The sequence below is a fragment of the Listeria grayi genome, assembly GCF_900638015.1.
GTDB classification, from domain to species: Bacteria; Bacillota; Bacilli; order Lactobacillales; family Listeriaceae; genus Listeria; species Listeria grayi.
On record NZ_LR134483.1, the window covers coordinates 1,844,424 to 1,870,574 of the forward strand.

Below are 26,151 nucleotides of genomic sequence, written 5' to 3' on the forward strand. Positions count from 1 at the left end.
GTTGCCTATTTCTTCCTCTTACGAAGAAATAGGCAACCTAGTTTTTTGCGCTATTATTTATTTTTCTCTATCAATTCGTTCATTTCTTTATTTAATGTTTCGTTTCCTTTTTTGCTGTCAGCGCCATAATCGCGTTTTACTTTGTAGTTTTCCACATCTACTGGCTTTTTGATTTTGTAAGTGTTTCCTTGTTTGATGAAGGTGGAACGTGCACCATATGAGGGGAAATAATGTTCTTCCTTGATATAATCGGTTCCCTTCCCAATAACATAGGCAACATCCGTATTTTTTTCAGTTGGCATGGTACCTTCTGAAAGATGCAGTTCGTTGGTTTGTTTATCATAACCTGCACTTTCAAGAATAGTGATTTTCTTGTTTTCAAGCCCCTTACCTGATTGGGTCAAAACTTTAGTCACTAATAAGGTTATCTTAGTTTGAGGGACCTTAAAGTTTCTTTCTTGGATAAGAATCGATTCAGTAGCAGTCACTTTCCCAATAACGGCTATCCCTGATGTATCCGAATACTCATTAAATAGCTGTTTTTTTATAGTAGAAGCGTCTCCGATATAGCATGGTGAACTGCCTATCATTTCAGGTTTTTTCTGTAATATCTCTGCCGTTAGACTTGCTTTTTTGGGAGCCTGTTCTATTTTTGCTTCAGTCTTTCCACAGCCTACTAATAGTAAAAAACTCATTCCAATACCAATCAATAGATATCTTTTTTTCATCGCTGATCACTCCTTTTCATATAAGTATCAGGATGAATCCAAAAATAACATCTATTTTTACCATAATTGCCGACCCCGCCTTTTAATTTATGATTACCCGGGTAAGTATTATATCCGTTTGCGGCTTGAGTAGTAACTGGCAAGCCACCAATTAGCAACATACAAATCAAAAGGCTACCGCTCCATTTTTTCATTTTATCCAACTCCTTCTATGATGATCGATTAGAAATGTGACAGGAATAAAATAACTATTTATGAACACTTATTTATTTTCAACCTATGCTTATCCTTTTAAGCAATCGTTGTTCTTAAAAAGTGAGCAAAACGCTGTTATTAAAAGCATTGTAGCACATTGTATCCCACTGAGCAAAAGCGATATATCTTTCCTTTTTTCGTGATAAATCAAATTTTTTTAAAAGCTAAATTTTTTTAATAAACTTTTAAACGTTAGATGGGGCACTTATTTTATCTACATTAATAAAATATCGTTTATTTTTGCTTTTCATCCTAAAAAGTAATATCAAATTTTTTTTAGGCATTTCAAAATCCGCCTAAAAAAGCATGTAAAAAAAAGAATTCTTCCACTCTTTTCAAGAAATTAAATGGTTTGTAGTAGCTTTTCTGCGAATTTGTGGTATATTAGATAGCAAGGATATAGTTCGGAATTTGTTTTACCCATTAACCACATGAAAAAGAGATGTTAATTTTACGAAATGGCTTTTTATTTTTGAAAAAATACTCTGTCATTTTGTCTTAATTACTATCTATAATCTGTTAAATGACGGAACTGTAAGCGCATGGAAACGAAAGCTAGTTGCTTACTTCACTTTAACTTTGTCTTTTTTCTATCATCAGACGTCCGATTTCTATATTTTAATGACTAAGCGAACGAAACAGATTTTTACATTGGGGATAAAGATTTGTTTTCCAATCAATTTTTTTATTTTAAAGGAGCGAATATAATGATTTTTAAAGTATTTTATCAAGTAACAAACAGTGAAACGCCAGTCCGCGAAAACACGCAATCCATCTATATTGAGGCTGAAAGCGAAGTAGAAGTACGCCAAATCTTAGCAGCCCAAGATTTTCATATCGAATTCATCGAGAAATTGAGCGATGCACATTTAGAATATGAAAAATCCCAACCTGATTTTAAATTGTGGGAGAAATAAGTTTTTATGAAATTTGTGAAGAATAATGAAACAGCTGTTTTCGCTTTGGGCGGTCTGGGCGAAATCGGGAAAAATACGTATGGCGTACAATTTCAAGATGAGATCATTCTTATCGATGCTGGGATCAAGTTCCCGGAAGATGAGCTACTTGGGATTGATTATGTAATTCCTGATTATAGCTATATCGTAAAAAACAAAGAAAAGATCAAAGGTCTTTTCATTACCCATGGTCACGAAGACCATATCGGCGGAGTCCCCTATTTACTCCGCGAACTGAATATTCCGATCTATGCCGGTAAATTAGCCAGTGCGCTTATCCGTAACAAATTGGAAGAACATGGTCTTTTGCGTCAAGCAAAGATCTATGAATTTGAAGAAGATGATGTATTTAAATTCCGGAAAACAAGCGTGTCTTTCTTCCGGACTACGCACAGTATCCCAGATGCTTATGGGGTCGTTGTGAAGACACCTTCTGGTAATATCGTGCATACAGGTGACTTCAAGTTTGATTTCACACCGGTGGGCGAACCTGCTAATTTGACAAAAATGGCGGAAATCGGAAAAGAAGGAGTACTTTGCCTCCTTTCAGACAGTACCAACGCAGAAGTGCCTACTTTCTCATTAAGCGAACGTGTCGTGGGTGAAAGTATCAAAAATATCTTCCGTGATGTGGAAGGCCGAATTATTTTTGCTACCTTTGCTTCCAATATGTATCGCTTGCAACAAGTCGTCGAAGCTTCGATCGAAGCAGGACGCAAAATTGCTGTTTTTGGTAGAAGTATGGATTCCGCGATCGAGATCGGCAGACAACTTGGCTACATCCAAGCGCCTAAAGATACCTTTATCGACACACATCAGTTGAACCGTTTACCGGCCGGCAATGTAACGATTCTATGTACCGGAAGTCAAGGAGAACCAATGGCGGCGCTATCGCGTATCGCTAATGGAACACACCGACAGATCCAGATCCAGCCTAATGACACGGTGGTCTTCTCCTCTTCTCCAATTCCAGGAAACACGATCAGTGTCAACCGCACGATCAACTTGCTTTATCAAGCAGGCGCAGATGTGATCCACGGAAAAGTCAATAACATTCATGCTTCCGGTCACGGTGGTAAACAAGAACAATTATTGATGCTTCGATTGATGAAGCCGAAATACTTCATGCCGATTCATGGTGAATTCCGGATGCAAAAGATCCACTCCGAAACAGCCTTCGAGACTGGAGTTCCACTTGAAAACAGTTTCGTACTTGGTAATGGCGATGTATTAGCATTGACTGCTGATTCTGCTCGTTTTGCTGGTAAGATCCATGCAGCAAGCGTCTATATTGACGGTAGCGGTATTGGCGACATCGGCAACATCGTACTTCGCGACCGCCATGTGCTTTCCGAAGAAGGTCTTGTGATCGTGGTTGTATCGATCGATATGAAAAACTCGAAGATCATGTCCGGTCCAGATATTATCTCACGCGGCTTTATCTACATGCGTGAATCCGGTAATCTGATCGGCGAAGCGCAAAGTATCTTGAAACGTCACTTAAAAGACGTGATGGAACAACAAACTTCCAAATGGTCAGAGATCAAAAACGAGATCACCGATACACTACAACCTTTCTTATACGAAAAAACAAAACGACGTCCAATGATCTTACCGATCATTATGGAAGTTTAAGCTATAAATAAAAACCAGAGAAGCAATCCATAGCGGATTCGTTTCTCTGGTTTTTTATTAGGTCAGCTCTTTTCGAATTATTTATCCAACTCCGTACGAAGTTCTTTATACTGTTCATCCGATAAATAAGCTTTATACGTTTGCAATAGTTGTTGTTTCTTAGCAGCATCAATTGTTTGCCCAGTTGCTTTTACTTGTTTGATTTGGTTCAACACTTGTTTGAATTGTTCATCTGTAATTTTGACTTGCGGTTGCGTTTGTGTTTGTGGTTTCGGCTGGTTCAGCAGTTTTTGGAATTCTTCGTTAGAAAGAATATCTGCTTTTTTAGGCATTACCGGCGCCTTTTTATATTTGCTTGGTGTTACTGTCATTTCAAGTGCCAATGATTTTAAGCTTTGTTGATCTTTTGGCACGATAGTGTAGATCATATCTGTTTTATCGGTCTTTTTGTTTACCGACAGTTTAAGTGTTAGTTTTTGGAAAGTATCCAATGCTTTTTGGAAATCCTTCTCAGAAAATAGCTTCTTATATTCAGCGTATTCTTTCTTAGATTCTGCTGTTTTTTGAGCTAATTTGACAACTTCCAACATTTCTTTCTTATCAAAAGTATGTGTGATCACGTCGCCGTCGACAGTAAATGATTTTTTATCCAATTTTTTCAAATAATCGCGTACTTCTTTTTGATAATCTTTGGCAAAAGCTTCTGCTGTTTTTGGATCGATTTGGTTATTCTTAGTTTCTGTTTGCGAAAGTTTGTTTACTTCTTGAAGAGATAAATATTTGCCTTTGATTTTTTCCAATTGCGCTTCGTTAACAGGAACATTCTGTCCAAAACTAGACGCGATCTTGACAACTGGTTGAACGAAATCAGTGGAGATATAGGTATCTTTCCCATTTCCTACTAATGTAAATGGAATTTCTAGTCCAGCTGCTTGAAGTTTTATATTCACCTCTGCCGCTTTATTGTTTTTGATGTAATCTCCGGAAATACGTGCATTCTTGATTTGTGAAGTTACCATTGCAACGGAAGAATTTTGAGAAGTATCTCCCAACTTCAGATCCTTGATCTTCATTTCAAAAGTTCCCGCTCCCTGTTTCATATTCGAAACTTTTGCAAGCGATTGGATCATATCTTCTCGCGGATCTTTTCCACAAGCACTCAGTAGTAATAAAACTAGCCCTAACATTAGCCAAAACGATTTCTTTTTAATAATTCCCATTTATACGCTTCCCCTCATACTTCTATTTTTCGTGATGTCTTTTATTATAGCATAGAAAAGCACGCTTGCCCTTCATTCAAAAAAATGTTGGATTTTCGCCACAATTTCGCCTTTTTTATATACGAATATCAAAATTATTGGATTTGTTCTTGCAACCGTTCGATATCATCATCGGAGCCGATAACGATCAAAACATCGCCTTCATGCAGAATGTCGGTTGGTTCCGGCGTGATGATCATTTGTTTATCGCGTTTGATCCCAACGATATTCACTCGAAACGAATTACGAAAATCCAAATCGACAATGCTTTTATTTAAAAAGCGGCGGTTAGAGACAGAGATCTCTACCAAGCTGTACTCATCGGATAATTCCAAATAATCGAGCATATTCTTAGAAACGATGTAATGCGCGATTCGGCGTCCCATGTCACGCTCGGGATGGACAACACGGTCCGCGCCAATTTTTTCCAGTAATTTGGCATGTTTGTCATTCGTTGCCTTAGCAGTAACATATTTTACTCCTAATTCTTTTAAAATCAATGTAGTTAAAATACTAGACTGAATATCTTCGCCGATCGCTACGATAACATGTTCAAAGTTGCGGATACCAAGCTGACGAAGGGCATTTTCATCTGTAGAATTAGCAATGACTGCATGGGTCGCGATCGACATATACTCATTGACGCGTTCTTCATCTGAGTCGATCGCCAAAACTTCCATTCCCTGTTCGACCAAGGAACGACAGATACTTCCGCCAAAGCGGCCTAAGCCAATGACAGCGAATCCTTCTTTCATAGTTATTGCCTCCTTACTTTTTCTTTACTAGATCGTGCTGAAACGCATAGATCGCAGCTTGTGTACGGTCTTGGACATCTAGTTTGGATAAGATATTGCTCACGTGTGTTTTGACTGTCTTGAGTGTGATGTATAGTTCATCCGCTATTTCTTGATTGGCTTTTCCTTCTGCGATCAGCAATAGGATCTCATTCTCGCGATTCGTCAATTCATCGTGAAGATTTTTCTCTGGTTTTGCAGTGAGACGCTGCATCATTTTACCGGTGACTTCCGGTTCCAAAACAGTGTCTCCTGCATATGTAGCCCGAATGGCGTCTGCGATCTCAGAAGCAGTAGATGTTTTGAGCATATAGCTGCTTGCCCCCGCTTCTAGTGCCGGGTATACTTTCTCATCGTCTAAAAAGCTGGTGACGATGATGATCTTTGCTGTTTTCCATGCTTTCATGATTTGTTTAGTGGCTTCAATACCGTCCATTTCATCCATTACCAGGTCCATCAAAATAATGTCCGGCTTTAGTTCTAGAGCAAGTTCCGTACCTTCTCTGCCGTTGCTTGCTTCTCCAACTACTTCCATGTCATCTTGAACAGACAGATAGGCTGAAACACCGATCCGCACCATTTCGTGATCATCAATCAATAATACTTTGATCATTATCTTCACTCGTCCTTTCTACTACAAGTGGAATTTTTACCTCCACGCTCGTCCCTTGGTTTGGAAAACTGATAATCTTGATTGTTCCGCCAAATTCCTCTACGCGTTCCCGCATATTTTGAAGTCCATAAGAACCTTGTGCTACTTCGCTCACGTTGAATCCGACGCCGTCATCTACGACTTTCAAGATAGCGACTTGATCCACGATTGCTAGCCGTACTTCGAGTAAAGCTGCTTTCGAGTGCCGCAATGTGTTCGATAATAGTTCTTGAACGATCCGAAAAAGATGATCCTCGATTCCTTTTTTCAAAGCGATATCAGCGATTTCCCATCTTACTTCGATTGGAATTTTCGCTGTCAGTTCTTGAAGCAGCTGTTCCATTCCTACTTTTAGCGACTTGCCTTCTAGCTGAGTCGGACGCAAGTGAAGTAATAATGCTCGCATTTCAGATTGCGAATCATTGACGATGCTTTCTACTAATTTAAGCTGTTTCTGCATCGCCGGAGTAGCATTCTTTTCTCCTTGTTCATTTAATGCAGATAATAGCATCATGGCCGCAAAAAGCTGTTGGCTCACGGAATCGTGAAGTTCTCGTGCGATTCGATGTCGTTCCTCTACTAAAATCGCTTCTTTTGACTGACCTGCTGTTTCTGCATATCCGCTTGCTATCTCTTGCGTTCTGGCATTTTGCAGTTGCATTTTTTTCCGCAACCGATTGATTTGCTGATAGACCTGCTGAATCTCTGCGAAGGATTCTTCCTTTTCGATCGCCAGGTTTTTCTCCAAATCGCCTTGTTCTAATAGGCGCAGCGAAATATCGATCCCTTCCAGCTTCTGTTTGATATAATACCCGATCAGCGCACCGATAACGACGCCAACTGAAATAACAGTGATCGGCACGAAAATCACGAATGGTACATAAAAGACTTTCTGCCCAATCAGCAACTGATAGATCGTGATGTTGCTCATAAAATAGTAGGCGATCGTTCCGATCAGAGAAGCCGCAAATAACAGCGCTGTCGAATAGATCATCATGAGTTTGGTAAATGTCATAATCGAATCACCTCAAGATCCCCAAAAAGGACAGAAGTTGTGATTTTGACTTTGCGAACCGCATCATTGTAGTTGTCCGAGTAATATTTTACTGTATTGTTCTGCATCGTCATGTATTGCTTTTCATATTGTAAATGACCAAAAACAGCTGAATGCTCAATGCAAACGCCAAGATCAAACGGAACAAGCAGCCTGATCTTGCCGGAAATACTGCGGATCATAATGATACTTTCTCCGGTAGGGAGAACTGTGTTGCCAAGGTCGATGATCGTGTCACCGATCCCCGTATGAATATTGATATCGTCCCACTCATAAACCACATCCAGCATCCGCTGATTGCCGAACCATTGATTTTTAACAAAATGCTCTTTACCAGTCTGACGTTCTCCCGGCTCTTTTGTCTGCAACATAAGCAGCTGCGGCGCACGTTTGCGGTTGATATAATAGATAATGGCAAAAATCCCGACGATGACAAGACTGATTTTAAATGTCGTGGTCACTAATACCGATATCAATAGGAAAAAGATCGCAATGATAATATACGATTTTTCCTGCTTCGAGGTGATATTGATTTTTCTCGACATGAATAAAAAGAAGATCCCGACAGCGAAAAAAAGTAGTAATTGCCATCTAAATAGCATTTCCAAACCAATTCCGATCATTACGGCTAAGACAAAAATAAAAACAAATGAGCTTTCGATTTTTTTCAAACTGTCACACCTCCTTTTCTCTGCTGATCCATCTCTTCCTCATTATAAAGAGAAGCGGACTAGCTTTACAAACAGCTAAGGAAGGAAGCCATTCTACTACTTTAGTCTGAGTCTTTATCTTTTTCGACCAATTTTGTGAAAATGCCGTCCTCTTGCGTTACTTTTTTAGCTTTCATCAGCGAACCGATCGCCCGCTTGAATTGCGCTTTGCTGATCCCGAACTTGTTTCTGATCGACTCAGGCGATGATTTGTCACCGAAAGCCATTTCGCCACCAACGCTATTCAAATATGTCAAGATCATCTCTGCATCGTCGCTGAGGACCTCATGCGCTCTCCCACGAAGTGATAAGTTCAAAGAGCCATCTGGCTTCACAGCAATGACGCGCGCGGTCACATGCTCGCCCAGACGCGGTTCAGAGTTGCGCTCGCTTTCATGAATAAAACCGATGTGATAGTTGGTCGTCAAAATAAAGGAGCCAATCTTCAATAATCGGTATACCGTTCCTTCTACATTTTCATTGAACAACGATGCTTCTGCTTTTCTGCTAATGCCTTTGAACTGATGTTCGTCCGCAAGCACACCCCAAATGCGATCTTTTTCGTCAACTCGCAATGCGATCATCAAACGGTCTCCTTTTTTAGGCCATAAATGTTCTAACTCGGGAAGATCGTCCAGAGAGACGACAATGTCTTTTTCAATGCCGATATCTACGAAGACGCCTAATTGTCTTTTCACTTCTGTGACCGTGCCATAGCTGTAACGTCCGACCTGGACTTTCGGGATATTGGTCGTGGCTGTGATCTCGTGCTGATATCCTACATAGATAAAGACAGTAACTTGCTCGCCGACCTCATAATCTTGTCTTGCGGTGTTCCCTTTAGGCAATAATACCTCTATTTCTTCTTTTGTAAGGACAAATCCTGATTCCGTTATTTCCTTTACTTCCATCGACTGGCTCGTGCCAATATACTTATTCACGTGATATCCACCTTTGTTTTTTGATATCTTTCATTATAACGTATCGTATGCTTGTAAGCTATAGCTGGTGTGGAAAAGGTCCCATTTTCAGGTAAAAATAAAAACCACAAGAATGTGGTTTTTAGCTTATTGAATAAAGCTTTGAAGCTCATCCACTTTATCCGCCGCGATCCCCTTGCTGAAATCGCCATCGATTCGTGCCCCGCCGCCAACATGATAAGTGTGATGATGCAGCTGTGCTTGCAAGTCGGCGATCGTAGTTAGATCCACGCCGCTGCCGACCAAGATCGCAAAGCTGGAAGGATCATGCTTGCTATCTTGGATCCAACTTTTCAGTCTTTCCACAGCTTGAAATGCCTTATCTGCGCCGCCGGACGTCAATATTTGAGTGATGCTAGCGCCGTATTGGTTCCGTAGCAACTGATAGCTTGCTTCGATATCAGCTGTTGCATCAATCGCGCGGTGGAATGTCAGATCCAGCTCACCTTTCCATTCGATCACCTTATCCAGCAGATCCGTATCGATCTCGCCCGCTTCTGTCAATGCGCCGAATACGATCCCGGTCGCGCCGATCTTTTTGACCATTTCGATGTCTTTTTGGATGACTGCTTGATCTGCTTTGTCATAGACGAAAGAATGGCTATGGGGACGAATCATGATCATACTTGGGATCTTCACGGTTGCGACGATTTCACTAATAACTCCATAACTCGGTGTAAGTCCACCCTCTGCAATCGCAGAAACAACTTCTAGGCGATTCGCGCCGCATACTTCTGCGTCTTTGGCAGCACCTGGGCCTTCAACGATTACTTCTAACATAGCTTGTTCTCTCCTTAAAACAGCAATTTCTACTCTTTGTAACCCTACCATTTTTTGAAATGACTGCGTGTTATCGATTAAAAATTGTTGTTTTTATTTATGATTTGCTGGAAGTTGTGAATACTTCTGTTTTCCCAGCGATTGTTTCGGTAACTTCTTTCCAATCAAATTCAAATTTGCCATCCGCGCTGTTTGTTACGACCATTGGAACGATCGTGCTTGCTGCGTGTTCTTCGATATACGCTAGATCTACCTGGATGATACCGTCTCCCTTCTCGACTTTATCTCCCATCGCTGCTAAAGCTTTGAATCCTTCCCCTTTCAATGCTACCGTTTCCAAACCGATGTGCACTAAGATCTCTTGTCCAAGTTCAGAACGGATCCCGAAAGCATGCAATGTATCTGCTAGTTGGATGATTTCCCCGCTGATCGGTGCTACGATCGTTCCATTGGTTGGTTTGATCGCAATCCCTTCTCCCATCATTTTTTGGTTGAAGACAGGATCGGGTACATCGCTAAGTGGGATAAATTCTCCAGTTGCGTGAGCGTAAACGGTTTCTGATTTTTCTTTTTTAAATAGTTTTTTAAACATGCTTTTTCCTCCTTGTTTTGGACTTCTTATCACTAGTACCCCAAAATGAAGTAATTAAAAAGAAAAAGGCATGGAGACGCGGAAAAAGCAATACTCTTTTTCGTGCGTGCCCATGCCTTTTCTTTGCAGTAATTATGAAATCCGATATGAAACATAGTACCCGTATTGTACGACTACTTTCGGTAAAAAGCAATTATTTTCCAGATGGATCTTTTAGATCTTCAATGGAATTGATGTTTTTCATATATGTCGGAACTGCTAGGCCTACTTTAGCACCTTTTAAATTAACACCGAGATCCTCTACTTTATCTTTATAATCGCGATAATAGATTCCTGATGTTTTCGGCAGCCAGGCTGCTACCATACCGTCTGCAGCATCCGTGGCAACGGAAGCCCACATCGGTTGGATCTCCATAGCTTGAATGGTCGGCTTATAGCCTAATTTACGAAGTACTTCCGCGACTACATTGGTAGAAGCGATTTCGGAATCCCAAGCCACATAGGTCAGTTTGATTGGATCGCCGTTTACTTTTTTGATACCTTTTGTCCATTCTGCTACTTTTTCTGGATGTTTTTTGATCCAATCTTTCGCTGCTTTTTCAGGATCTTCGCCATTGTTGACGGCAAGCATGACTTCTGACATTTCTTTGGAAGTCCAGTTGAAATTATCTAGCAATTCGTATGCAGAAGGTTTTTCTTTTTTAAGTCCTTTGCGAACAAAGGTATGGATGTTTTCTGCTTTGCCGTAAATGTTTTTCGGATCTTTTAAAAATTTCAAATCAAATTTGGTGAACATCCAATGTGGTGTCCATCCTGTGACAACGATCGGACGTTTATCTTTGATTGCTTTTTCAAGTGTACTTGTCATTGCAGCTGTAGAACTTGTCTGTAATTGCCAATTATCTTTATCAAGTTTATACCCCTTGATCGCATTTTGCGTGGAAAGCATGATCCCAGCTCCTGCATCGATCCCGGTGATGGTATAGTTGATTTGTTTACCGAGTGGTTCTTTGGCATCATAAGGGGCAAGTTCCGTACCACAACCAGCGACTACTAAAATGAGTGCAGCGAGTAATACTGTGGTAATCGTTTTTTTGAACAACTTATCCGCCTCCTTAATTACCTGCTTTTTTATTGAATGCTTGGGTCAATCGATCGAGAATGATCGCTACGATCACGATCGCGATACCGGCAACAAAGCCACCACCAGCATCGTTACGTCCCACGGCAAAGTAAACACGCGTTCCAAGTCCCATTGCTCCGATCATCGAAGCGATAACGACCATGGAAAGTGCCAGCATGATGCTTTGGTTGATACCAGCCATCATGGTTGATTTTGCCATTGGCAGCTGTACTTTAAATAGTTTTTGCCACGGTGTCGAACCGAATGAATCGGCAGCTTCAACCAATTCCTTCGATACTTGTCTGATCCCTAAGTTCGTCATGCGCACAGTTGGAGGCATTGCGAAGATAACAGAGGCAACGACCCCTGGCACCATGCCGATCCCGAAGAATGCTACGGCCGGGATCAGATAAACGAACGCTGGCATTGTCTGCATAAAGTCGAGAACAGGTTTGAAAATACTCTCGACGATCTCGCTTTTCGCCATCCAGATACCGAGTGGAACGCCGACAACAAGTGCAATCAAGCTACTTGTCAAAACAAGTGTCAATGTTTGTGTCATATCGCGCCAGAATCCTAAATTCAGGATAAGTAGTAGACCGATCAGTTCAAAAATTATCAGTCCCCATTTTTTACCTTTGCGATTGATCCAGAAAGTAGCTGCTAATACGATTAAAATGAATAGCAGTGCCGGGATCAAATCAAAGACCCATTGGAAGGCATTTACAACACCGCCGATAATATTTGTGATGACATTGAAGAAACCTTCAAATTTTGTTAGCCCATCAACGATGCTGTCGATCCAGCTAGCTAATGGTATGGTAGGAATATTAGGCATTGATGTTCACCTCTTTCCCGGATAATGCCGATAGTACGGAACCACGAACAATGATTCCTTTTAATTTGCCGTCTTCTGTCACGGCGATTGGAATTGCTGTTGTCGATACTTGATCCATGATATCTGCTAGCGGGGTATCCGGAGCCGTTGTCGGGATATCCGTGTTGATGACAGACTCAAGTGACGCAATGTTTTCTTTTACTAAACGGGAGACGTCATTTGCATGGACGATGCCTACTAACTCACGATTACGGCGGATTACATAAACACTGGATGTGCCAGCTTCACGCATCCGTTTCAGCGCCACACGTGGACCGTCTTTTTCTAAATTAACGATCTCTGGACGGATCATCACGTTATTGGCTGTGTAAACTTTGGAGCGATCGACATCTTCAATGAATTTTTCCACATATTCGTTAGCCGGACTTGCCAAGATTTCTTCTGGTGTACCGGTTTGAATAACGGAACCGTCGCGCATGATCATGATATGATCGCCGATTCGGAGTGCTTCATCTAAATCATGCGTGATGAAAATAATCGTCTTTTTCATCGTGTCTTGCAGTTCTAATAATTGGTCTTGCATATCTTTTCGATTCAAAGGATCGAGTGCCGAAAAGGCTTCGTCCATCAGCAAGATATCCGGATTATTAGCAAGTGCACGCGCTAGGCCTACCCGTTGCTGCATTCCGCCAGATAATTGGGAAGGATATTGTTCGCCGTAACCAGCTAAGCCCACTAGATTCAGTGATTCTTCTGCTTGCTTGAAACGATCTTGCTTGCTGACTCCTTGGACTTCCAAACCATACTCTACATTACGGATGATCGTCCGGTTTGGAAAGAGTCCAAAACTTTGGAAAACCATGCTCATGCTTTTTCTTCTAACTTCCAGCAATTGCTTTTTATCTAAACTCGATAGTTCTTTTCCGTCTAACCAGATTTTCCCGCTTGTTGGCTCTATCAGACGGTTCAAAAGGCGGACTAATGTAGACTTCCCACTACCGGAAAGTCCCATGATCACAAATATTTCTCCTTCTTCTACTTCAAAAGAAGCTTTATTCACACCAATGGTAGCCCCTGTTTCTTTTAAAATCTCTGTTTTTGTTTTTCCTTGAGCGAGTAGAGAAGATGCTTTGCTAGCTCGTTTGCCGAAAATTTTTGTAAGCTCTTCTACTTTGATCTTACTCAAACTAAAAACCCCTTTCTTTGTCTTGTTATTTTTATACCGTGTTCCTTTCTTTTTCACCAATAAGAAAGAACAGCCTCTACCATTGTACACAAAATCAAGAGGCTTTTCATATTTTTTACACATTTCTTCACAAATAATGCCGCTACGCAACCGTTTCCATTCCCGTCAGCTTAGGAACCAAAAAAAATTTAATTTTTTTTGATTTAATCTTCAAAAAAGCATTGATCGGCTTTTTTTGTTAGAATAGTAACAGGAACTTTTGCAGAGAGGTTGGAATAACATGGAAAATGATTTAGCAAAAGATGTGACCCAAAATATGGGCTTCTTTAAAAAGTGGTTGCATTCGATCGACTGGTCGGAATTAGGAACCAATGCGCTGACGACCAGCATTAAAATACTATTCTTGATCGTGTTGTATCTTATTTTAAAATATGTTGGTTTTAAGCTGATACGTGGCTTATTCAAAAAATACCGTCAGCAACAGGCTGTGTCTATTGGCAGAGCCGATACACTGGAAGGCTTGATCTCCAACTTGTATGGCTATATTCTCTTTTTCGCCTTTGCCGTATTGATCTTGCAAAACTTTATCGATGTTACCGCACTGGTAGCCGGCGCGGGGGTAGCAGGTCTAGCGATCGCCTTCGGGGCGCAGGGATTTGTCAGTGATGTCGTAACCGGTTTTTTCATATTATTGGAGCGCCAGATCGATGTCGGCGATTCCGTAACGATCGGTGAAGTAAATGGACTTGTCGAAACATTGGGGTTGCGGACAACGCAAGTACGTGATTTTGATGGAACACTGCATTATATCCCGAATCGTCAGATCATGATCGTCAGCAACCATTCCCGCGGCAATATGCGTGTTATGGTCGATATCCAGATCAACCCGACGGAAAATCCTGATAAAGCAACAGCAATCATCCAAGCTGCTTGTTCACAAATGGAAGCCGAAAATAAAAACATCGTGGAACCACTGACAGTGCTTGGCGTTCAAACGGTTACACCGACCTATCAAGTTATTCGTGTGGTAGGCAAAGCCGTAAACGGTGAACAAGCCGGTGTGGAACGAGATATTTTGAAAACTGCTCGGGAAGAATTGACAAATGCTGGCATCAAATTCCCACTTCCTTTCGTCGCACCATTTAATACAGATCCAAACGCATAAAAAAAGCCCTAAAGTTAGATTTTCCATTCTAACTTTAGGGGCTTTTTTATAGATTACAGAATAAACTCAAAATATTTTCATCCTCATCTTTGAGAATAGCGTAATACTGTCCCCAAGGCGCTTGCCATGGTTCCCGGACGATGTAATCACCGGCCGCTTTCATTTTTTCGATCAAGGCATCGATTTCCGCAGGACTTTCCATCAAAAATGCCAGTTCTACTTTATCTCCGCTTTTTTCTGGTTTAAACCCGTAAACATCTTCAATTAGTTCGATCTTGTTTAGAGAAATTCGAACGCCTTCATGATCTAACTCTACGTATGGTTCCTTTTCATCTCCAACACTTACATTGAACCCCAACTGCTGATAAAATCGGATTGCTTTTCCCATGTCACGAACGATTACTCCAACCATGTCTAATTTCATGTTGTTTCCTCCTTTCGCTTTATTTATTCTTCACTTCCAAAACTTCTTGAGCTGTAGGCATCCCCGTTTGAGCACCGACTTTTTGAACGGCGATCGAAGCACCGATGTTTGCAATTTGAATCGCTTCTCTTAGAGCTGCTTTCTCGCTCAGCATTTGTGCAAGGATACCGTTAAATGTATCTCCTGCGCCAGTCGTGTCTTCAGCTTTTACTTGTCTGGATGGGATTTTGACGAGTTTGCCTTGTTCGATATAGGCAACACCTTCTTTGCCTAACGTCAAAACTAATTGGCTGTCATATTGCTCTGTCCATTTTATCATTTTTTGTTCTAACTCGCTATCTTCTATCTCTGAGCAACCTAAAAGCTGAGCGAATTCCGTTTCATTTGGCGTGATCAGATCTGCATATGCCAGTAGTTCCTCTGCTTCTTCCGAAAAAGGTGCAGGATTCAAGATCGTGTAGACATCGGCTTCTTTTGCTAACTGCAATGCTTTTTTCACAGCAGCGATCGGTGTTTCCAGCTGCACCAGCAAGCAATCCGCTTCTTGAATCAGCTCTTTGTACTTCTTGATATCTTCTACCGTTATTTTCCCATTTGCACCATCTGCTACTACAATCGCATTATCAGCAGGAAGTTTGAAAACGGCTGCCATACCAGAGGGAACATCCTGTTTTTCGATGATTCCCGAGGTGTCGATCGCTTCTTTCTCCAACTGCGCTACGAGTTTTGTGCCAAATGCATCGTTACCGACGGCTCCGACCATTTTAACTTCTGCTCCCATTCGGGCGGCAGCAACGGCTTGGTTCGCACCTTTGCCTCCATATAAATAATTTGTTTCTTTCGCTAGCACCGTTTCTCCCGTGCTAGGCATTTCTTTGATTTTCATTACAATATCCATATTCAGGCTTCCGACAACCACAACTTTTCCCATCGATTTGCTCCTTACTACTACTTAAGATTTAATGTAAAAATAAAAATGAAAGTATCAGCATGATCACTGTCCCGCCAATCATCGGCACGGATGTCCGTTTCACGATATTGATCGGATTTTCTTTCGTTGTACCAGCGATGATGACGATAACTGCAGCTACTGGCGAAACCGCACGCAATAAGTTGCCGGCCATTCCCATTGGGATACTAAGCATGACCGCACTGATTCCAGCTGCTGCCGCGAGTGGTACCATTAGTGGAATCATCGCATAGAATAATGCTGTACCGCTGCCGCTGATCAAGACGATGATCGCTGTGAATAAGACCATGATGATTGGTAAAATATATCCAGCTCCAGATAACGACGTCATCGTTTTCTCAAGCTGCTGCATGATCCCGATCGATGTCAATCCTGCGACAAAAATCGAAGCTGCAACAAGCAATGCCACGATTCCCATCGCATTTCCCATTCCTTTGAAAAAGTTTTCCGTATTTTGCAGTACTTCTTTTCCTCTGCGTTTGGAGATCAGTTCGACAAGGATCGCTACTAAAAAGCTGATCAATGTGACGACTTCTACACCCATTGTCAATTTACTATGAAAAACAGTATTGCTGATGAAGACGATGATCAAAAGTACGATCGGTAATAATGGAAGTAAGCCATATACAAATTTATATAATCCAGATCCTTCTATCGGCTTGATTTCCTCTAATTCAATTTCTGTGTGATCTGCTTCGTGCTTCTTCAGCTGATCGCGCTTATCACAATATTTTTGCCAAAACATGTGGATAAATGCAATGATGATGAGCGTCGGGATCGAGATGATCGCGTGATACTGAATCACGTATTCTGTGACTGACATGTTCAACTGCTGTGCGACGGCAACATTATCTGCACCCAATGGTGACGGCATGATCGTCGCTGTCGTTGCAATGATCCCTGCGGCTGTCAGTGTACTCATATTGGCTTTCTTTAAAACTGGATATAAGGTCGCAAGTAAAATGATCGCCAAATTAGAAGCACTTGGGATAACGAGGGATAGTAAGTTCCCGAGTAAAAAGACGATCGGGATCAATACATAGGTTGATTTTACTCTTTTTAACGGTTTTGTTAAAGCATATACAGTAACATCATTAGCTCCAATTGCAGACATATATGCACTATACCCACCTAATAGCAGAATAACCAATCCCGCTTGAGAGAACGTCGCTTTGAACTGCTCAACGATCGCCATGATCGGGTCAATAATCGCATACCCAGTTTCACCTGGAATCGATTTTCCCATCAAAACGGCCACATACATCAGTAGCAAGCCGACTGCTAACAAGGTGATTTTGATATCGTATTTCTTTAATAACATGTAAAGGACTGCTGCAACGGCTAAAACGCCTATTCCATACACCAAAACTTGTTCCATATCTTTTCCTCCCTAAATACAATTCTTGATTCGTTTTAACATCCATGCTTTGAAACGTGCTTCATCCACGTCGATGCAAACGTTTGCATTCGCGGGTTTACCAAGGTAACCTTTTAGATCCACGATCGTAGCACCGGCTGTATATTCTCCAGTCGTTTCGATGCCAACAAACGTTTCTGCAATTGTAAACATCTCGGGTTCCAGCAGATAAGCAACTGCACAAGCATCATACATTTTTAATCCTGTCTTGAAACTACCGCCACGATATTTTTTAAAAAGTTGATACATCATATCGCCGGTTTTTCCAAGCGTCTTGATGATCTCGCTGTCTTCTGGCAGAACGAGTGCCTTCCAGCCAACATCAAGCGGAGCTACAGCAATAGGTAAACCTGCTTCAAAAACGATTTTGGCTGCTTCCGGATCAACAGCAATATTGAATTCTGATAGCACACCTTTATTTCCTCTTCCGGTAGAGCCGCCCATGATCACGATCTCGGCGATTTTTTCTTTGACAGCAGGATAGGTAGAAAATAGCAGGGCGAAGTTTGTAAGTGGACCGATCCCTACTAAAGTCATTTTTTCTTCCGAAGCCATGATCGTATGATACATTTCTTCCACGGCATGCCTTCCGGTCAATAAATGTTCCGCCGCCGCTGGGAAATCATAACCATCCATCCCGGTACTACCATGAATATCACTTGCATCTACCACTTCCCGCATCAAAGGCTGATAAGCACCAGCTGCAACCGGGATCTCTTTTTCAAAGAAAGCCATTAATTTCAATAAATTAGTGGTTACTTTTGCCAAGGAAACATTTCCTGAAACCGTAGTCAGCAAGCGGACATCCAGTTCTTCTGCGTACAAAGCGATCGCGATCGCCACTGCATCATCGATTCCCGGATCTGTATCGATAATAATTGGTCGTGCGGTTAAATTCGTCATTTCTTCACTCCTATTCTTTTGGTAAAGCGCTTTATCACTGTACATGATTTGATAAAGCGCTTTATCTTTCTAGAAACAATCTACCATTTTTTGAAAACGCTGTCAACCCTGTTTTAGAAAGCGCTTCAAAAAACGGCATTTACTTACTTGTGGTGATTTGTTTAACACTTTGATTTTTGATGAGTACTGGCTTGATTTTGATTTGTTTTGCTTTGCTTGCCCGTTTGTCGGTCAGCCGTTTGACCAAAAGATCAGCCGCAGTTTCGCCCAATAGATCAATATTTTGATCAATCGAAGTCAGCGAGATCGATACGATTTTGCTGAACGCTAAATTATCATAACCAATCAGCGAAAGATCCTCTGGAATCTGCAAATGTGCTTCCTGTGCTTGTTTAATGACGCCGTATGCGATCAGATCGCTTGCCGCAAAAACTGCTGTAACAGCTTTATTTTCCACAAGTGGTGCAGCAGCTGTGTATCCTTCTTCAAACTTAAATGCTGCATCGATCTCCCAATCGGCTGCGATCGGCAAATCAGCTTCCAGCATAGCGCGCCGATAACCTGCCAGACGTTCTCTGCCATTCGCTGTTTTCATCGAGGTGATGCACGCGATTTTTCTATGTCCGTTTTCGATCAAATGTTTTGTTGCTAAAAAGCCACCCAATTCATCATCGGCGGAAACTTGATTGTAAGCGGGATTGGCAATGGTTCGGTCAAGCAGAAGGACCGGAATCCCTGTCGCCGTGAGTAATTTATCAAATGCCTCGCTATTTTCGGAGGATTCATTGGAAGCAATCACGATCAGCGCATCCGCTCCACGATTCAAAAGCAACTGGATCAGATCATGTTCGCTTTCTGCTTTATCATCAGTATTGACAACGATCGTCAAGTAATCATATTTGCGCAGCTCGTCGTCGATCTTTTTCGCGAGGGCTGCAAAGTAAGGATTGGTGATGTCTGGAAGAATGAGTCCAATTGTATTTGTTTTTTTCATTGCCAGACCGCGGGCAGCAAAATTCGGAACATAGCCATGTTCCTTTGCGATTTTTTTGATTTCCTGCCGCTTTGCTTCCGATATTCTGGAAGGAGCGTCATTCAAAACTAAAGAAGCAGTTGTTTCCGATACATGTGCCATTTGGGCAATATCTTTCAACCTGATTTTCATAAATACTCCCTTCATTCGTTATGTAAGAAGGCGCAAAGGCTGGTAACCATTTGCGCCGGGATCATCTACTTGCTAAAAACGCAGTAAATACATCGATCGCGAAAGGAATCGCTGCTTCATCCGGATCAAGTTTCGCATGGTGGAGACCATATTCGGAATCAACACCAAGCCAGCACATCGCTCCTTTGATCTCCGCTAAAAAGTAGCCGAAATCTTCCCCTGTCATTGCAGCTTTGGCGGGCACATAACTGCCTGGAAATTTTGTTTCCAAAAAACGGATGAATTCCGCAGTTTCTTTTTCCCAATTCGCAACTTGATAATAGCTCGACCCGGGGAGAAACTCAATGCTGCAATCATATGCTTCAGCAAAGCCACGCGCCATTTGTTTCAGCCGTTTCCAAATCAGCTTCATCGTTTCCGGATCGGCGGTGCGGATCGTCCCTTCGAGTAGTGCTTCTCCTGCAATTGCATTTTGAGCACTCCCGCCCTGGATCTTTCCGATCGTTATCAAGACGTTATCCATAGGATCGATATTACGGCTGACAATCGTCTGTAGCTGCGTGACGAAACTACTAGCTGCAACGACCATGTCATTGGCTAAATGTGGATAAGCGGCATGTCCGCCTTTTCCTTTGAATTGGATAAATAATTCGGAAGTATTGGCAAACAAGAGTCCCGGTTTGATCGCGATCTCGCCTACTTGATATTCCGGAGCGATATGGAGGGCATAGATCTCGTCAGGTCTAAATGCTTGGAAAACTTCACTTTCCAACATTGGTTTCGCTCCGCCCGGACCTTCCTCTGCCGGCTGAAAAATGAAAACCAGATTTTGGATAGGCTGATGCGTAGCGAAATATGTGAGCACGCCCATTGCAATACTCATATGTAGATCATGTCCGCAAGCATGCATATTACCAGGCATTTTGGAGGCAAATGGCAAACCGGTCTCCTCCTGGATCGGTAAAGCATCCATATCCGTACGATAGCCAATTGTCTTTTCTGGGCTGCTGCCATTCACTTTTACCAATATGCCGGTCCGCCATGTCGCCACTTCCAGAAACGACTGATCTAATTGCTCGATTTGAGCTAGTAATCGTGCTTGCGTTTGCTGTTCCTTGAAACCAAGTTCCGGGATCTGATGCAGTTCTCTTCGCAAGGAAATAAATGCTTCGTTTGTCACCTGTCTCGCTCCTTTTAAAAAAATGAGATACGAAAATGGCAAGGTTCTCCATTTTCATAACTCATCTTTGTGTTTATAATTGACGTAATTCCTGCATGATCTCTGTTTTAGAGGATGTCTTCGCATCGATGTCTTTTAATTTGCGTGCCGGGATCCCAGCTACAACCGTATAAGGTTCGACATCTTTCGTTACGACTGCGCCTGCAGCAACGACTGCACCTTTACCAACTTTTACACCTTCCAAAACGACTACGTTTGCCCCAACGACAACATCGTCTTCGATCACAACCGGCTGCGCGGATGGCGGTTCAACTACACCTGCTAAAACACTACCGGCACCAATGTGACAGTTTTTACCAACTGTTGCTCTTCCACCTAGTACAACGTTCATATCGATCATTGTTCCTTCACCGATCACAGAGCCGATGTTGATGCTTGCACCCATCATGATAACAGCATTATCACCGATCGTCACTTGGTCGCGGATGATTGCTCCCGGCTCGATCCGTGCATTGATATTTTTCATATCTAGCAAGGGGATCGCCGAGTTGCGGCGGTCATTTTCGATCACATAATCCGCTATGTACGTTTTGTTATTTTCCAGCCATTCGGAAATAACGCTCCATTCTCCGAAAACAGTCCCGCTATTTCCTGAAAGAAATGTTTTTATCTCAGCCGGAAAAGTTACTTTTTCCAGATCGCCTTTCAGATAAACCTTCACTGGTGTTGCTTTTTTACTATTTTGAATAAATGAAATAATTTGATGTGCATCCATTTGTTCCATAAATGATATTCCCCTTTCTATTTTGGCTCCCTTTAGTTTGCCACAGCTTCTTCATTCGTTCAAGAATTTTTTTGTGATTTCCAAAAATGCAGCAACTTGTGGGAGTTCTAGTGACTGTTCGTACGTAAGCAAATGGGATTCGCGGCTCAGTACGGTCCCGTCTTTTTCTTTCAATTCGATTTTGTTGATACTTTGTTCCATCCCTTGGATCGTTGCTTCAGGCAAGATCGCAAAGCCGATCCCATTTAATGCCATCTGCCGGGAAGTTTCCATTTGATCCATCAGCATTGCTTGGCGAGGTGTTTTTCCAAAATTCCGCTGCCAATAGTCTTGGATGACTTGATGATAGTTGGAGTCACTTCTAAATTGGATAAACGGCCGTTCCGTGCGTACGACTTCTTCTAATGAAGTGATTTCCGTGTCGACCAGCACCAATTTATCGGTGAATAATAGTTTTTTGACGCTTTTCCAATTTGTGTTTCCTCGAACGATTCCAATGTGGACATTTCCAGCCGCTAATTGTCCAGAAACATCACTGCTCCAGCCAGTAATAACAGAAATTTTCACATTCGGATAGGTGGCTGTAAATAATTTCAACACTTTTGGTAGCCATGTTTGTGCTGCAACACTTGCACAAGCAATCCGCAACGTTCCGCGAACAACGCCATTCAGGCTTTCCAGCTGTTCTTGGATCTCGCGTTCACGTTCGATCACGCTACCTGCGTGGGCTATGATCGCTTCTCCTTCTGGCGTAAGCAGCAGTCCTTTTTGCGTACGAATGAAAATCTTCGTATTCCAGCGGCTTTCAATGGTTTGAAGGCGCTGAGACAAAGCAGGCTGGCTTAGAAACAACTTTTCTGCACTTTTCCGCATATTGAGTTCATCTGCTAAACAAACCAAAAGTTCGTACTCTGTTACGATCATTTACTTCCCTCCACTGGACTATGGATAAAACGATTCACTTGTTTTAAAATGATTCGTCTGGTAATAATTCCCTTAAATTCGCGCACTTGATCGACCACACATAAAAATGGCTGATCCACAAGTAGACGAAAGATTTTTTCTTTGTTGCTAGTATCTTCAATAATGGGGAAATCAGTCTGCATCACTTCTTCGACTTTCAGTTCTCCCAACTTTTCATATTCGATCCGTTCAAGTCCTAATATCGCATCGGTGATCATTGCCGCACTGATCAATCCGTGAAGTTTGTACTCAAAATCCAGGACAGGAATGACAGAATAACCGCATTTCGTAAGGACAAGTAGCGCATGTTCGAGATTATTGCCGATTTGGACGTGTGCTACTTTCTCTGCTGTTATCATAGATTCTTCAAGTGAATTTCCAAGTAAATCATTAAATTGTTCAGAGATCATGGGAATCTCCCTCTTCCTTTTCATATATAATAAAATGTATATGGAGCAATCTATCTGCTAACCTTTATTTTACCATAAAACAAACTTTTATTATCGGATTAACCTATAAAATAGCAAAAAAAATAACCGAGGGTCACTCGGTTATCACGTTTACTCGTTTTCTTGCAGTGTTTCGAAAATTTCAATTGCCGTCATATCAATATCATCAAATGGATATTTACTGTTCGTCGCATAAATTTCCACTTCAAAAGAATTAGAAGCACGGAAAAAACTTACTTCGCAGACTGGATTACCGTTTTTCTCAAAACGACGGGATTGTGTTTCTGAAGTTTCATCTTCCTGCATGGCATGTAAACGTTGGATAATTCCCATTAACTGAGACACATTACATTCTCCTCTCAAATCAAATGGCGTTTTAAGATAAAAGTCAAGACCCCAAGCCTTATACTAGCTTATTTAAAGATCGCCTGTTCTACTTCATTATACTATCAAATTTTAGCGCATAAGGCACGTATAACGCAAGCTATCTGAAAGAATTCAGAATACGCAATTTTTTCCAAAGAAAAAACTTGAAAGTATGAGGACTGCTGTATAGCCATCTTCGGCTATCAGTAAGACCGACTTCAAGTTTTAGAACGTTCAATTTTTTTTATCGACAATTCCTTGTTTCATCATTTTGACTGCACGGATAACCATTTTCGTGCGGTGGAAACCTTGTACACATATCGTTTGTTCTCCTTTGATTATGTATACTTCCCCCCATGAAGCTGTTGGTTTAAAGCCGTACGTATATATTTTAAGCAGACCGTCTTTGGTCGGGAAAAATATCGCTTCACATTTTTCTAGACTTTGCATCTATCAGCACCTCTTCCTATCTGCAAATGAAAATGATTATCATTATTAAAGTAATTGTATCTTATCTTACTAGAAAGCGCAAGAAAAATTTTGGATAATTGTCAGATTGTTTGCTTTTTTCTATTAATAAGTTATAATAACGAATGGAATGACAAATTTTGGAAGAGGTGATAAAGATGGAGTTTGAGACAGAAACGATCGCAAGAGCCGTTTTTATTATAAATCGACATAGTAAAACAGCGCTAGATACGCGATTTTTATATCAGCTAAAAAAAGCAGCACTGCTCAAATTGTTGGCAGAAAAACGCGCGCAAAAAGTCGGGCTACAGTTTTCTAAAAACCCGAAACATTGCTATCAACACTCCACTGTGCTTATCGCCTGCCAAGACTTCCTTTTTCACTTGCCAGCCGACAAACAAGATCTGCTTTCTTTGAAACACCTTGGCGCTCAGCAGAGCATCCATAAAAAGCATGATTTCCATATGTCATTATCGCGCGCCAAATTTATCATTCAAAATTATACAGATACCCAGACTCAAACACCTCGGAAAAAGCCTACTTATCAAAGTACCTGCCCGTATTTCAATTAATTATGGTATGATAGGTGGGAACAAAAATAAATGGGGTGTCATGAGATGTCAAAAGCAATTCGTGCCTCTTTGGACAAGATCCAAATGAGCGGCATTCGCAAATTTAATAACCGGGTCTCTTCAATCGATGGTATCATCAAACTAACTTTAGGAGAACCAGACTTTCCGCCGCCTGAGCATATCAAACAAGCGGCTATTCATGCGATCGAAACTAATTTTACCAATTACACACCGAATCAGGGAGATCCTGAATTATTGGAAGCGGCGGAGCACTATTTTACCGAAAAATATCATTTGCCTTTCCATAAAGAGGAGATCATTGTGACAGTTGGGGCGACAGAAGCGATCGCGATCGCGCTGCAGACGATTTTAGAAGCAGGTGATGAAGTGATCTTGCCTGATCCAATCTATCCCGGCTACGAGCCACATATCGTTTTAGCCGATGCGCTACCAGTCAAAGTCGATACTACTGAAAGCCATTATAAATTGACAGCCGAAGCATTGCGCGCGGCGATCACACCAAAAACAAAGGCAGTTATCCTGCCCTATCCTTCCAATCCGACCGGAGTTACGATGTCAAAAGCGGAGTTAGCGGAAATCGCTGCTGTTTTAGAAGGAACAGGAATTTATCTGCTTGCCGATGAGATCTACAGCGAACTTACTTACTTCCCAGACGGTCACTATTCGATCGCTAATCTATTGCCGGAGCAAACCATCGTTGTAAATGGACTTTCGAAGTCACATGCCATGATCGGCTTTCGAATCGGATTCCTCATGGCGAATAAGCGTTTGATCACCGAAATGTTGAAGATTCATCAATATACAGTCACCTGCGCCAGTTCGATTTCACAAAAAGCCGCACTGGAAGCTCTGACCAACGGAAAAGAAGATGCCGTGTTGATGCGGACAGAATATGCATCGCGGGCTCAGTTCATCGAAGACCGTTTGAAAAAAATGGGATTCGAGATCATTCCTCCTGACGGCGCATTTTACTTTTTTGTAAAACTTCCTGATGCTGTGCCACTTGATTCATTTGACTGGGCCGTGAAATTAGCAGAGGAAGCGAAAGTAGCAGTCGTTCCGGGAGAGGCGTTCTCGGTAAATGGTTCTCGTTACTTCCGGCTTTCCTATGCAGCATCTTTCCACTTGCTGGTTGAAGCAATGGAACGCATGGCTGCGTTTATGGAAAAACAAGATTATTGATTAAAAGGAACCGCTCCGAAGCATAACCCGGAGCGGTTCTTTTTAATTAGTATACCACTTATGAAATTCGCGTTTAAAGATGCTCATTCGTGTCGCATCTTGATAAGCGCCATTGACATAAAACTCTTCCCGCAAGACGCCTTCTTTAGTAAAGCCCATCTTTTCATAAATATGGATGGCCTTTTCATTGAAATTGCTGACGATCAGATACACTTTATGTAGATTCAAAATTTGAAAAGCGTATTGTAATGCTTTGTAGATCGCCTGTTTTGAAAAACCATTGCCTTGATAATTCGGCGAGATGATGATCTGCAGCTCGGCTTTTCGATGAATATAATCTAACTCGACTAATTCGATCAAGCCGACATATTGCTCCTCATTTGTTATGATGAAGCGGCGTTCCGTGTCATCATGGATATGCTTATTGTATAAACTCTCGAGTTCCGCAAAGGATTCATAAGGTTCTTCAAACCAATAAGACATGATCGAATAATTATTGTTGAGTGAATGAATAAAGGAGAGATCTTTGTGTTCTAATGGTTTTAGTTTGATTGTTGTTTCCATAATTTGTGCTCCTTTT

Annotated in this window: 30 protein-coding genes; 5 read left to right on the forward strand and 25 right to left on the reverse strand. The window is 41.7% G+C overall.

What is annotated here, in order from left to right; translation table 11 throughout:
• Nucleotides 1-53 precede the first annotated feature (53 nt).
• Nucleotides 54-728, reverse strand: coding sequence for a hypothetical protein (locus tag EL241_RS08910; RefSeq protein ID WP_036106306.1), 675 nt, complete (start codon nucleotides 726-728; stop codon nucleotides 54-56).
• Complete coding sequence (locus EL241_RS08915; RefSeq protein WP_036106304.1) at nucleotides 725-922, reverse strand: hypothetical protein; 198 nt, start codon at nucleotides 920-922, stop codon at nucleotides 725-727. Before EL241_RS08915 ends, EL241_RS08910 begins: the two co-directional genes overlap by 4 nt.
• Before the next feature lie 768 nt (nucleotides 923-1,690).
• On the opposite strand from EL241_RS08915, the gene EL241_RS08920 reads away from it, so the two are divergent.
• Together EL241_RS08920 and rnjA are read left to right on the forward strand one after the other, a co-directional pair.
• Nucleotides 1,691-1,900: a DNA-dependent RNA polymerase subunit epsilon gene (locus EL241_RS08920; RefSeq protein ID WP_003755056.1), complete on the forward strand. Its 210-nt coding sequence runs from the start codon at nucleotides 1,691-1,693 to the stop codon at nucleotides 1,898-1,900.
• Between the two features lie 6 nt (nucleotides 1,901-1,906).
• Nucleotides 1,907-3,574: a ribonuclease J1 gene (rnjA, locus tag EL241_RS08925; protein ID WP_003755053.1), complete on the forward strand. Its 1,668-nt coding sequence runs from the start codon at nucleotides 1,907-1,909 to the stop codon at nucleotides 3,572-3,574.
• Between the two features lie 77 nt (nucleotides 3,575-3,651).
• Here the strand turns inward: rnjA and EL241_RS08930 are convergent, their stop codons facing one another.
• The 11 genes from EL241_RS08930 to EL241_RS08980 form a co-directional block, all read right to left on the reverse strand.
• Nucleotides 3,652-4,794: a hypothetical protein gene (locus EL241_RS08930; protein ID WP_126320518.1), complete on the reverse strand. Its 1,143-nt coding sequence runs from the start codon at nucleotides 4,792-4,794 to the stop codon at nucleotides 3,652-3,654.
• Nucleotides 4,795-4,928: 134 nt separating this feature from the next.
• Nucleotides 4,929-5,588: a potassium channel family protein gene (locus EL241_RS08935; RefSeq protein ID WP_003755050.1), complete on the reverse strand. Its 660-nt coding sequence runs from the start codon at nucleotides 5,586-5,588 to the stop codon at nucleotides 4,929-4,931.
• A 13-nt stretch (nucleotides 5,589-5,601) separates the two neighbouring features.
• On the reverse strand, nucleotides 5,602-6,240 hold the full coding sequence (locus tag EL241_RS08940; protein WP_036106294.1) for a response regulator: 639 nt from the start codon (nucleotides 6,238-6,240) through the stop codon (nucleotides 5,602-5,604).
• Nucleotides 6,218-7,294, reverse strand: a complete 1,077-nt coding sequence (locus EL241_RS08945) for a sensor histidine kinase (protein WP_036106293.1) — start codon at nucleotides 7,292-7,294, stop codon at nucleotides 6,218-6,220. The genes EL241_RS08940 and EL241_RS08945 overlap by 23 nt, the downstream gene beginning before the upstream one ends.
• Nucleotides 7,291-8,004, reverse strand: coding sequence for a cell wall-active antibiotics response protein LiaF (gene liaF / locus EL241_RS08950; protein WP_115345732.1), 714 nt, complete (start codon nucleotides 8,002-8,004; stop codon nucleotides 7,291-7,293). Before liaF ends, EL241_RS08945 begins: the two co-directional genes overlap by 4 nt.
• Before the next feature lie 101 nt (nucleotides 8,005-8,105).
• Complete coding sequence (locus EL241_RS08955; protein ID WP_003755042.1) at nucleotides 8,106-8,984, reverse strand: CvfB family protein; 879 nt, start codon at nucleotides 8,982-8,984, stop codon at nucleotides 8,106-8,108.
• 126 nt (nucleotides 8,985-9,110) lie between these two features.
• Complete coding sequence (locus EL241_RS08960) at nucleotides 9,111-9,803, reverse strand: copper homeostasis protein CutC (RefSeq protein WP_036106291.1); 693 nt, start codon at nucleotides 9,801-9,803, stop codon at nucleotides 9,111-9,113.
• Nucleotides 9,804-9,900: 97 nt separating this feature from the next.
• Complete coding sequence (locus tag EL241_RS08965; RefSeq protein WP_036106290.1) at nucleotides 9,901-10,395, reverse strand: PTS sugar transporter subunit IIA; 495 nt, start codon at nucleotides 10,393-10,395, stop codon at nucleotides 9,901-9,903.
• A gap of 193 nt (nucleotides 10,396-10,588) precedes the next feature.
• On the reverse strand, nucleotides 10,589-11,497 hold the full coding sequence (locus EL241_RS08970; RefSeq protein WP_036106289.1) for a glycine betaine ABC transporter substrate-binding protein: 909 nt from the start codon (nucleotides 11,495-11,497) through the stop codon (nucleotides 10,589-10,591).
• A gap of 13 nt (nucleotides 11,498-11,510) precedes the next feature.
• A complete protein-coding gene (locus EL241_RS08975) occupies nucleotides 11,511-12,356 on the reverse strand; it encodes an ABC transporter permease (RefSeq protein WP_036106288.1) in 846 nt (281 codons plus the stop codon).
• On the reverse strand, nucleotides 12,349-13,542 hold the full coding sequence (locus EL241_RS08980) for a quaternary amine ABC transporter ATP-binding protein (protein ID WP_036106287.1): 1,194 nt from the start codon (nucleotides 13,540-13,542) through the stop codon (nucleotides 12,349-12,351). Before EL241_RS08980 ends, EL241_RS08975 begins: the two co-directional genes overlap by 8 nt.
• A gap of 280 nt (nucleotides 13,543-13,822) precedes the next feature.
• Here EL241_RS08980 and EL241_RS08985 point away from each other — a divergent pair, with 280 nt between their 5' ends.
• Entirely contained in the window at nucleotides 13,823-14,707 is an 885-nt protein-coding gene (locus EL241_RS08985) for a mechanosensitive ion channel family protein (RefSeq protein WP_115345733.1), read from the forward strand.
• Between the two features lie 46 nt (nucleotides 14,708-14,753).
• Here the strand turns inward: EL241_RS08985 and EL241_RS08990 are convergent, their stop codons facing one another.
• From EL241_RS08990 to EL241_RS09040, 11 genes are all read right to left on the reverse strand, one after another.
• The gene (locus tag EL241_RS08990; protein WP_003755029.1) at nucleotides 14,754-15,131 is read right to left on the reverse strand and encodes a VOC family protein; all 378 of its coding nucleotides are present in this window, start codon (nucleotides 15,129-15,131) and stop codon (nucleotides 14,754-14,756) included.
• A 19-nt stretch (nucleotides 15,132-15,150) separates the two neighbouring features.
• Nucleotides 15,151-16,062, reverse strand: a complete 912-nt coding sequence (gene rbsK, locus EL241_RS08995) for a ribokinase (RefSeq protein ID WP_003755027.1) — start codon at nucleotides 16,060-16,062, stop codon at nucleotides 15,151-15,153.
• Between the two features lie 28 nt (nucleotides 16,063-16,090).
• Nucleotides 16,091-17,479 carry a C4-dicarboxylate transporter DcuC gene (gene dcuC, locus EL241_RS09000; protein WP_036106286.1) on the reverse strand — a complete coding sequence of 463 codons (1,389 nt, stop codon included), beginning with the start codon at nucleotides 17,477-17,479 and terminating at the stop codon, nucleotides 16,091-16,093.
• 12 nt (nucleotides 17,480-17,491) lie between these two features.
• Nucleotides 17,492-18,421, reverse strand: coding sequence for a ribonucleoside hydrolase RihC (gene rihC, locus EL241_RS09005; protein WP_126320520.1), 930 nt, complete (start codon nucleotides 18,419-18,421; stop codon nucleotides 17,492-17,494).
• Nucleotides 18,422-18,560: 139 nt separating this feature from the next.
• Nucleotides 18,561-19,586: a LacI family DNA-binding transcriptional regulator gene (locus EL241_RS09010; protein WP_036106285.1), complete on the reverse strand. Its 1,026-nt coding sequence runs from the start codon at nucleotides 19,584-19,586 to the stop codon at nucleotides 18,561-18,563.
• 61 nt (nucleotides 19,587-19,647) lie between these two features.
• The gene (locus tag EL241_RS09015; protein WP_036106283.1) at nucleotides 19,648-20,766 is read right to left on the reverse strand and encodes an N-acetyldiaminopimelate deacetylase; all 1,119 of its coding nucleotides are present in this window, start codon (nucleotides 20,764-20,766) and stop codon (nucleotides 19,648-19,650) included.
• 73 nt (nucleotides 20,767-20,839) lie between these two features.
• Complete coding sequence (gene dapD, locus EL241_RS09020; protein WP_003755016.1) at nucleotides 20,840-21,550, reverse strand: 2,3,4,5-tetrahydropyridine-2,6-dicarboxylate N-acetyltransferase; 711 nt, start codon at nucleotides 21,548-21,550, stop codon at nucleotides 20,840-20,842.
• 51 nt (nucleotides 21,551-21,601) lie between these two features.
• A complete protein-coding gene (locus tag EL241_RS09025; RefSeq protein WP_003755014.1) occupies nucleotides 21,602-22,474 on the reverse strand; it encodes a transcriptional regulator CcpC in 873 nt (290 codons plus the stop codon).
• Nucleotides 22,471-22,923: a cyclic-di-AMP-binding protein CbpB gene (gene cbpB / locus EL241_RS09030; protein WP_036106281.1), complete on the reverse strand. Its 453-nt coding sequence runs from the start codon at nucleotides 22,921-22,923 to the stop codon at nucleotides 22,471-22,473. Before cbpB ends, EL241_RS09025 begins: the two co-directional genes overlap by 4 nt.
• A 150-nt stretch (nucleotides 22,924-23,073) precedes the next feature.
• Complete coding sequence (locus EL241_RS09035) at nucleotides 23,074-23,307, reverse strand: YkuJ family protein (RefSeq protein ID WP_003755010.1); 234 nt, start codon at nucleotides 23,305-23,307, stop codon at nucleotides 23,074-23,076.
• Nucleotides 23,308-23,562: 255 nt separating this feature from the next.
• Complete coding sequence (locus tag EL241_RS09040) at nucleotides 23,563-23,778, reverse strand: hypothetical protein (RefSeq protein WP_003755008.1); 216 nt, start codon at nucleotides 23,776-23,778, stop codon at nucleotides 23,563-23,565.
• 176 nt (nucleotides 23,779-23,954) lie between these two features.
• Here EL241_RS09040 and EL241_RS09045 point away from each other — a divergent pair, with 176 nt between their 5' ends.
• Together EL241_RS09045 and EL241_RS09050 are read left to right on the forward strand one after the other, a co-directional pair.
• Nucleotides 23,955-24,368 carry a YkyB family protein gene (locus EL241_RS09045; RefSeq protein WP_036106279.1) on the forward strand — a complete coding sequence of 138 codons (414 nt, stop codon included), beginning with the start codon at nucleotides 23,955-23,957 and terminating at the stop codon, nucleotides 24,366-24,368.
• 45 nt (nucleotides 24,369-24,413) lie between these two features.
• Complete coding sequence (locus EL241_RS09050; protein ID WP_036106277.1) at nucleotides 24,414-25,571, forward strand: aminotransferase class I/II-fold pyridoxal phosphate-dependent enzyme; 1,158 nt, start codon at nucleotides 24,414-24,416, stop codon at nucleotides 25,569-25,571.
• A gap of 42 nt (nucleotides 25,572-25,613) precedes the next feature.
• Here EL241_RS09050 and speG read toward each other — a convergent pair whose 3' ends face one another.
• Nucleotides 25,614-26,135: a spermidine N1-acetyltransferase gene (speG, locus tag EL241_RS09055; protein WP_003755002.1), complete on the reverse strand. Its 522-nt coding sequence runs from the start codon at nucleotides 26,133-26,135 to the stop codon at nucleotides 25,614-25,616.
• Nucleotides 26,136-26,151 lie beyond the last annotated feature (16 nt).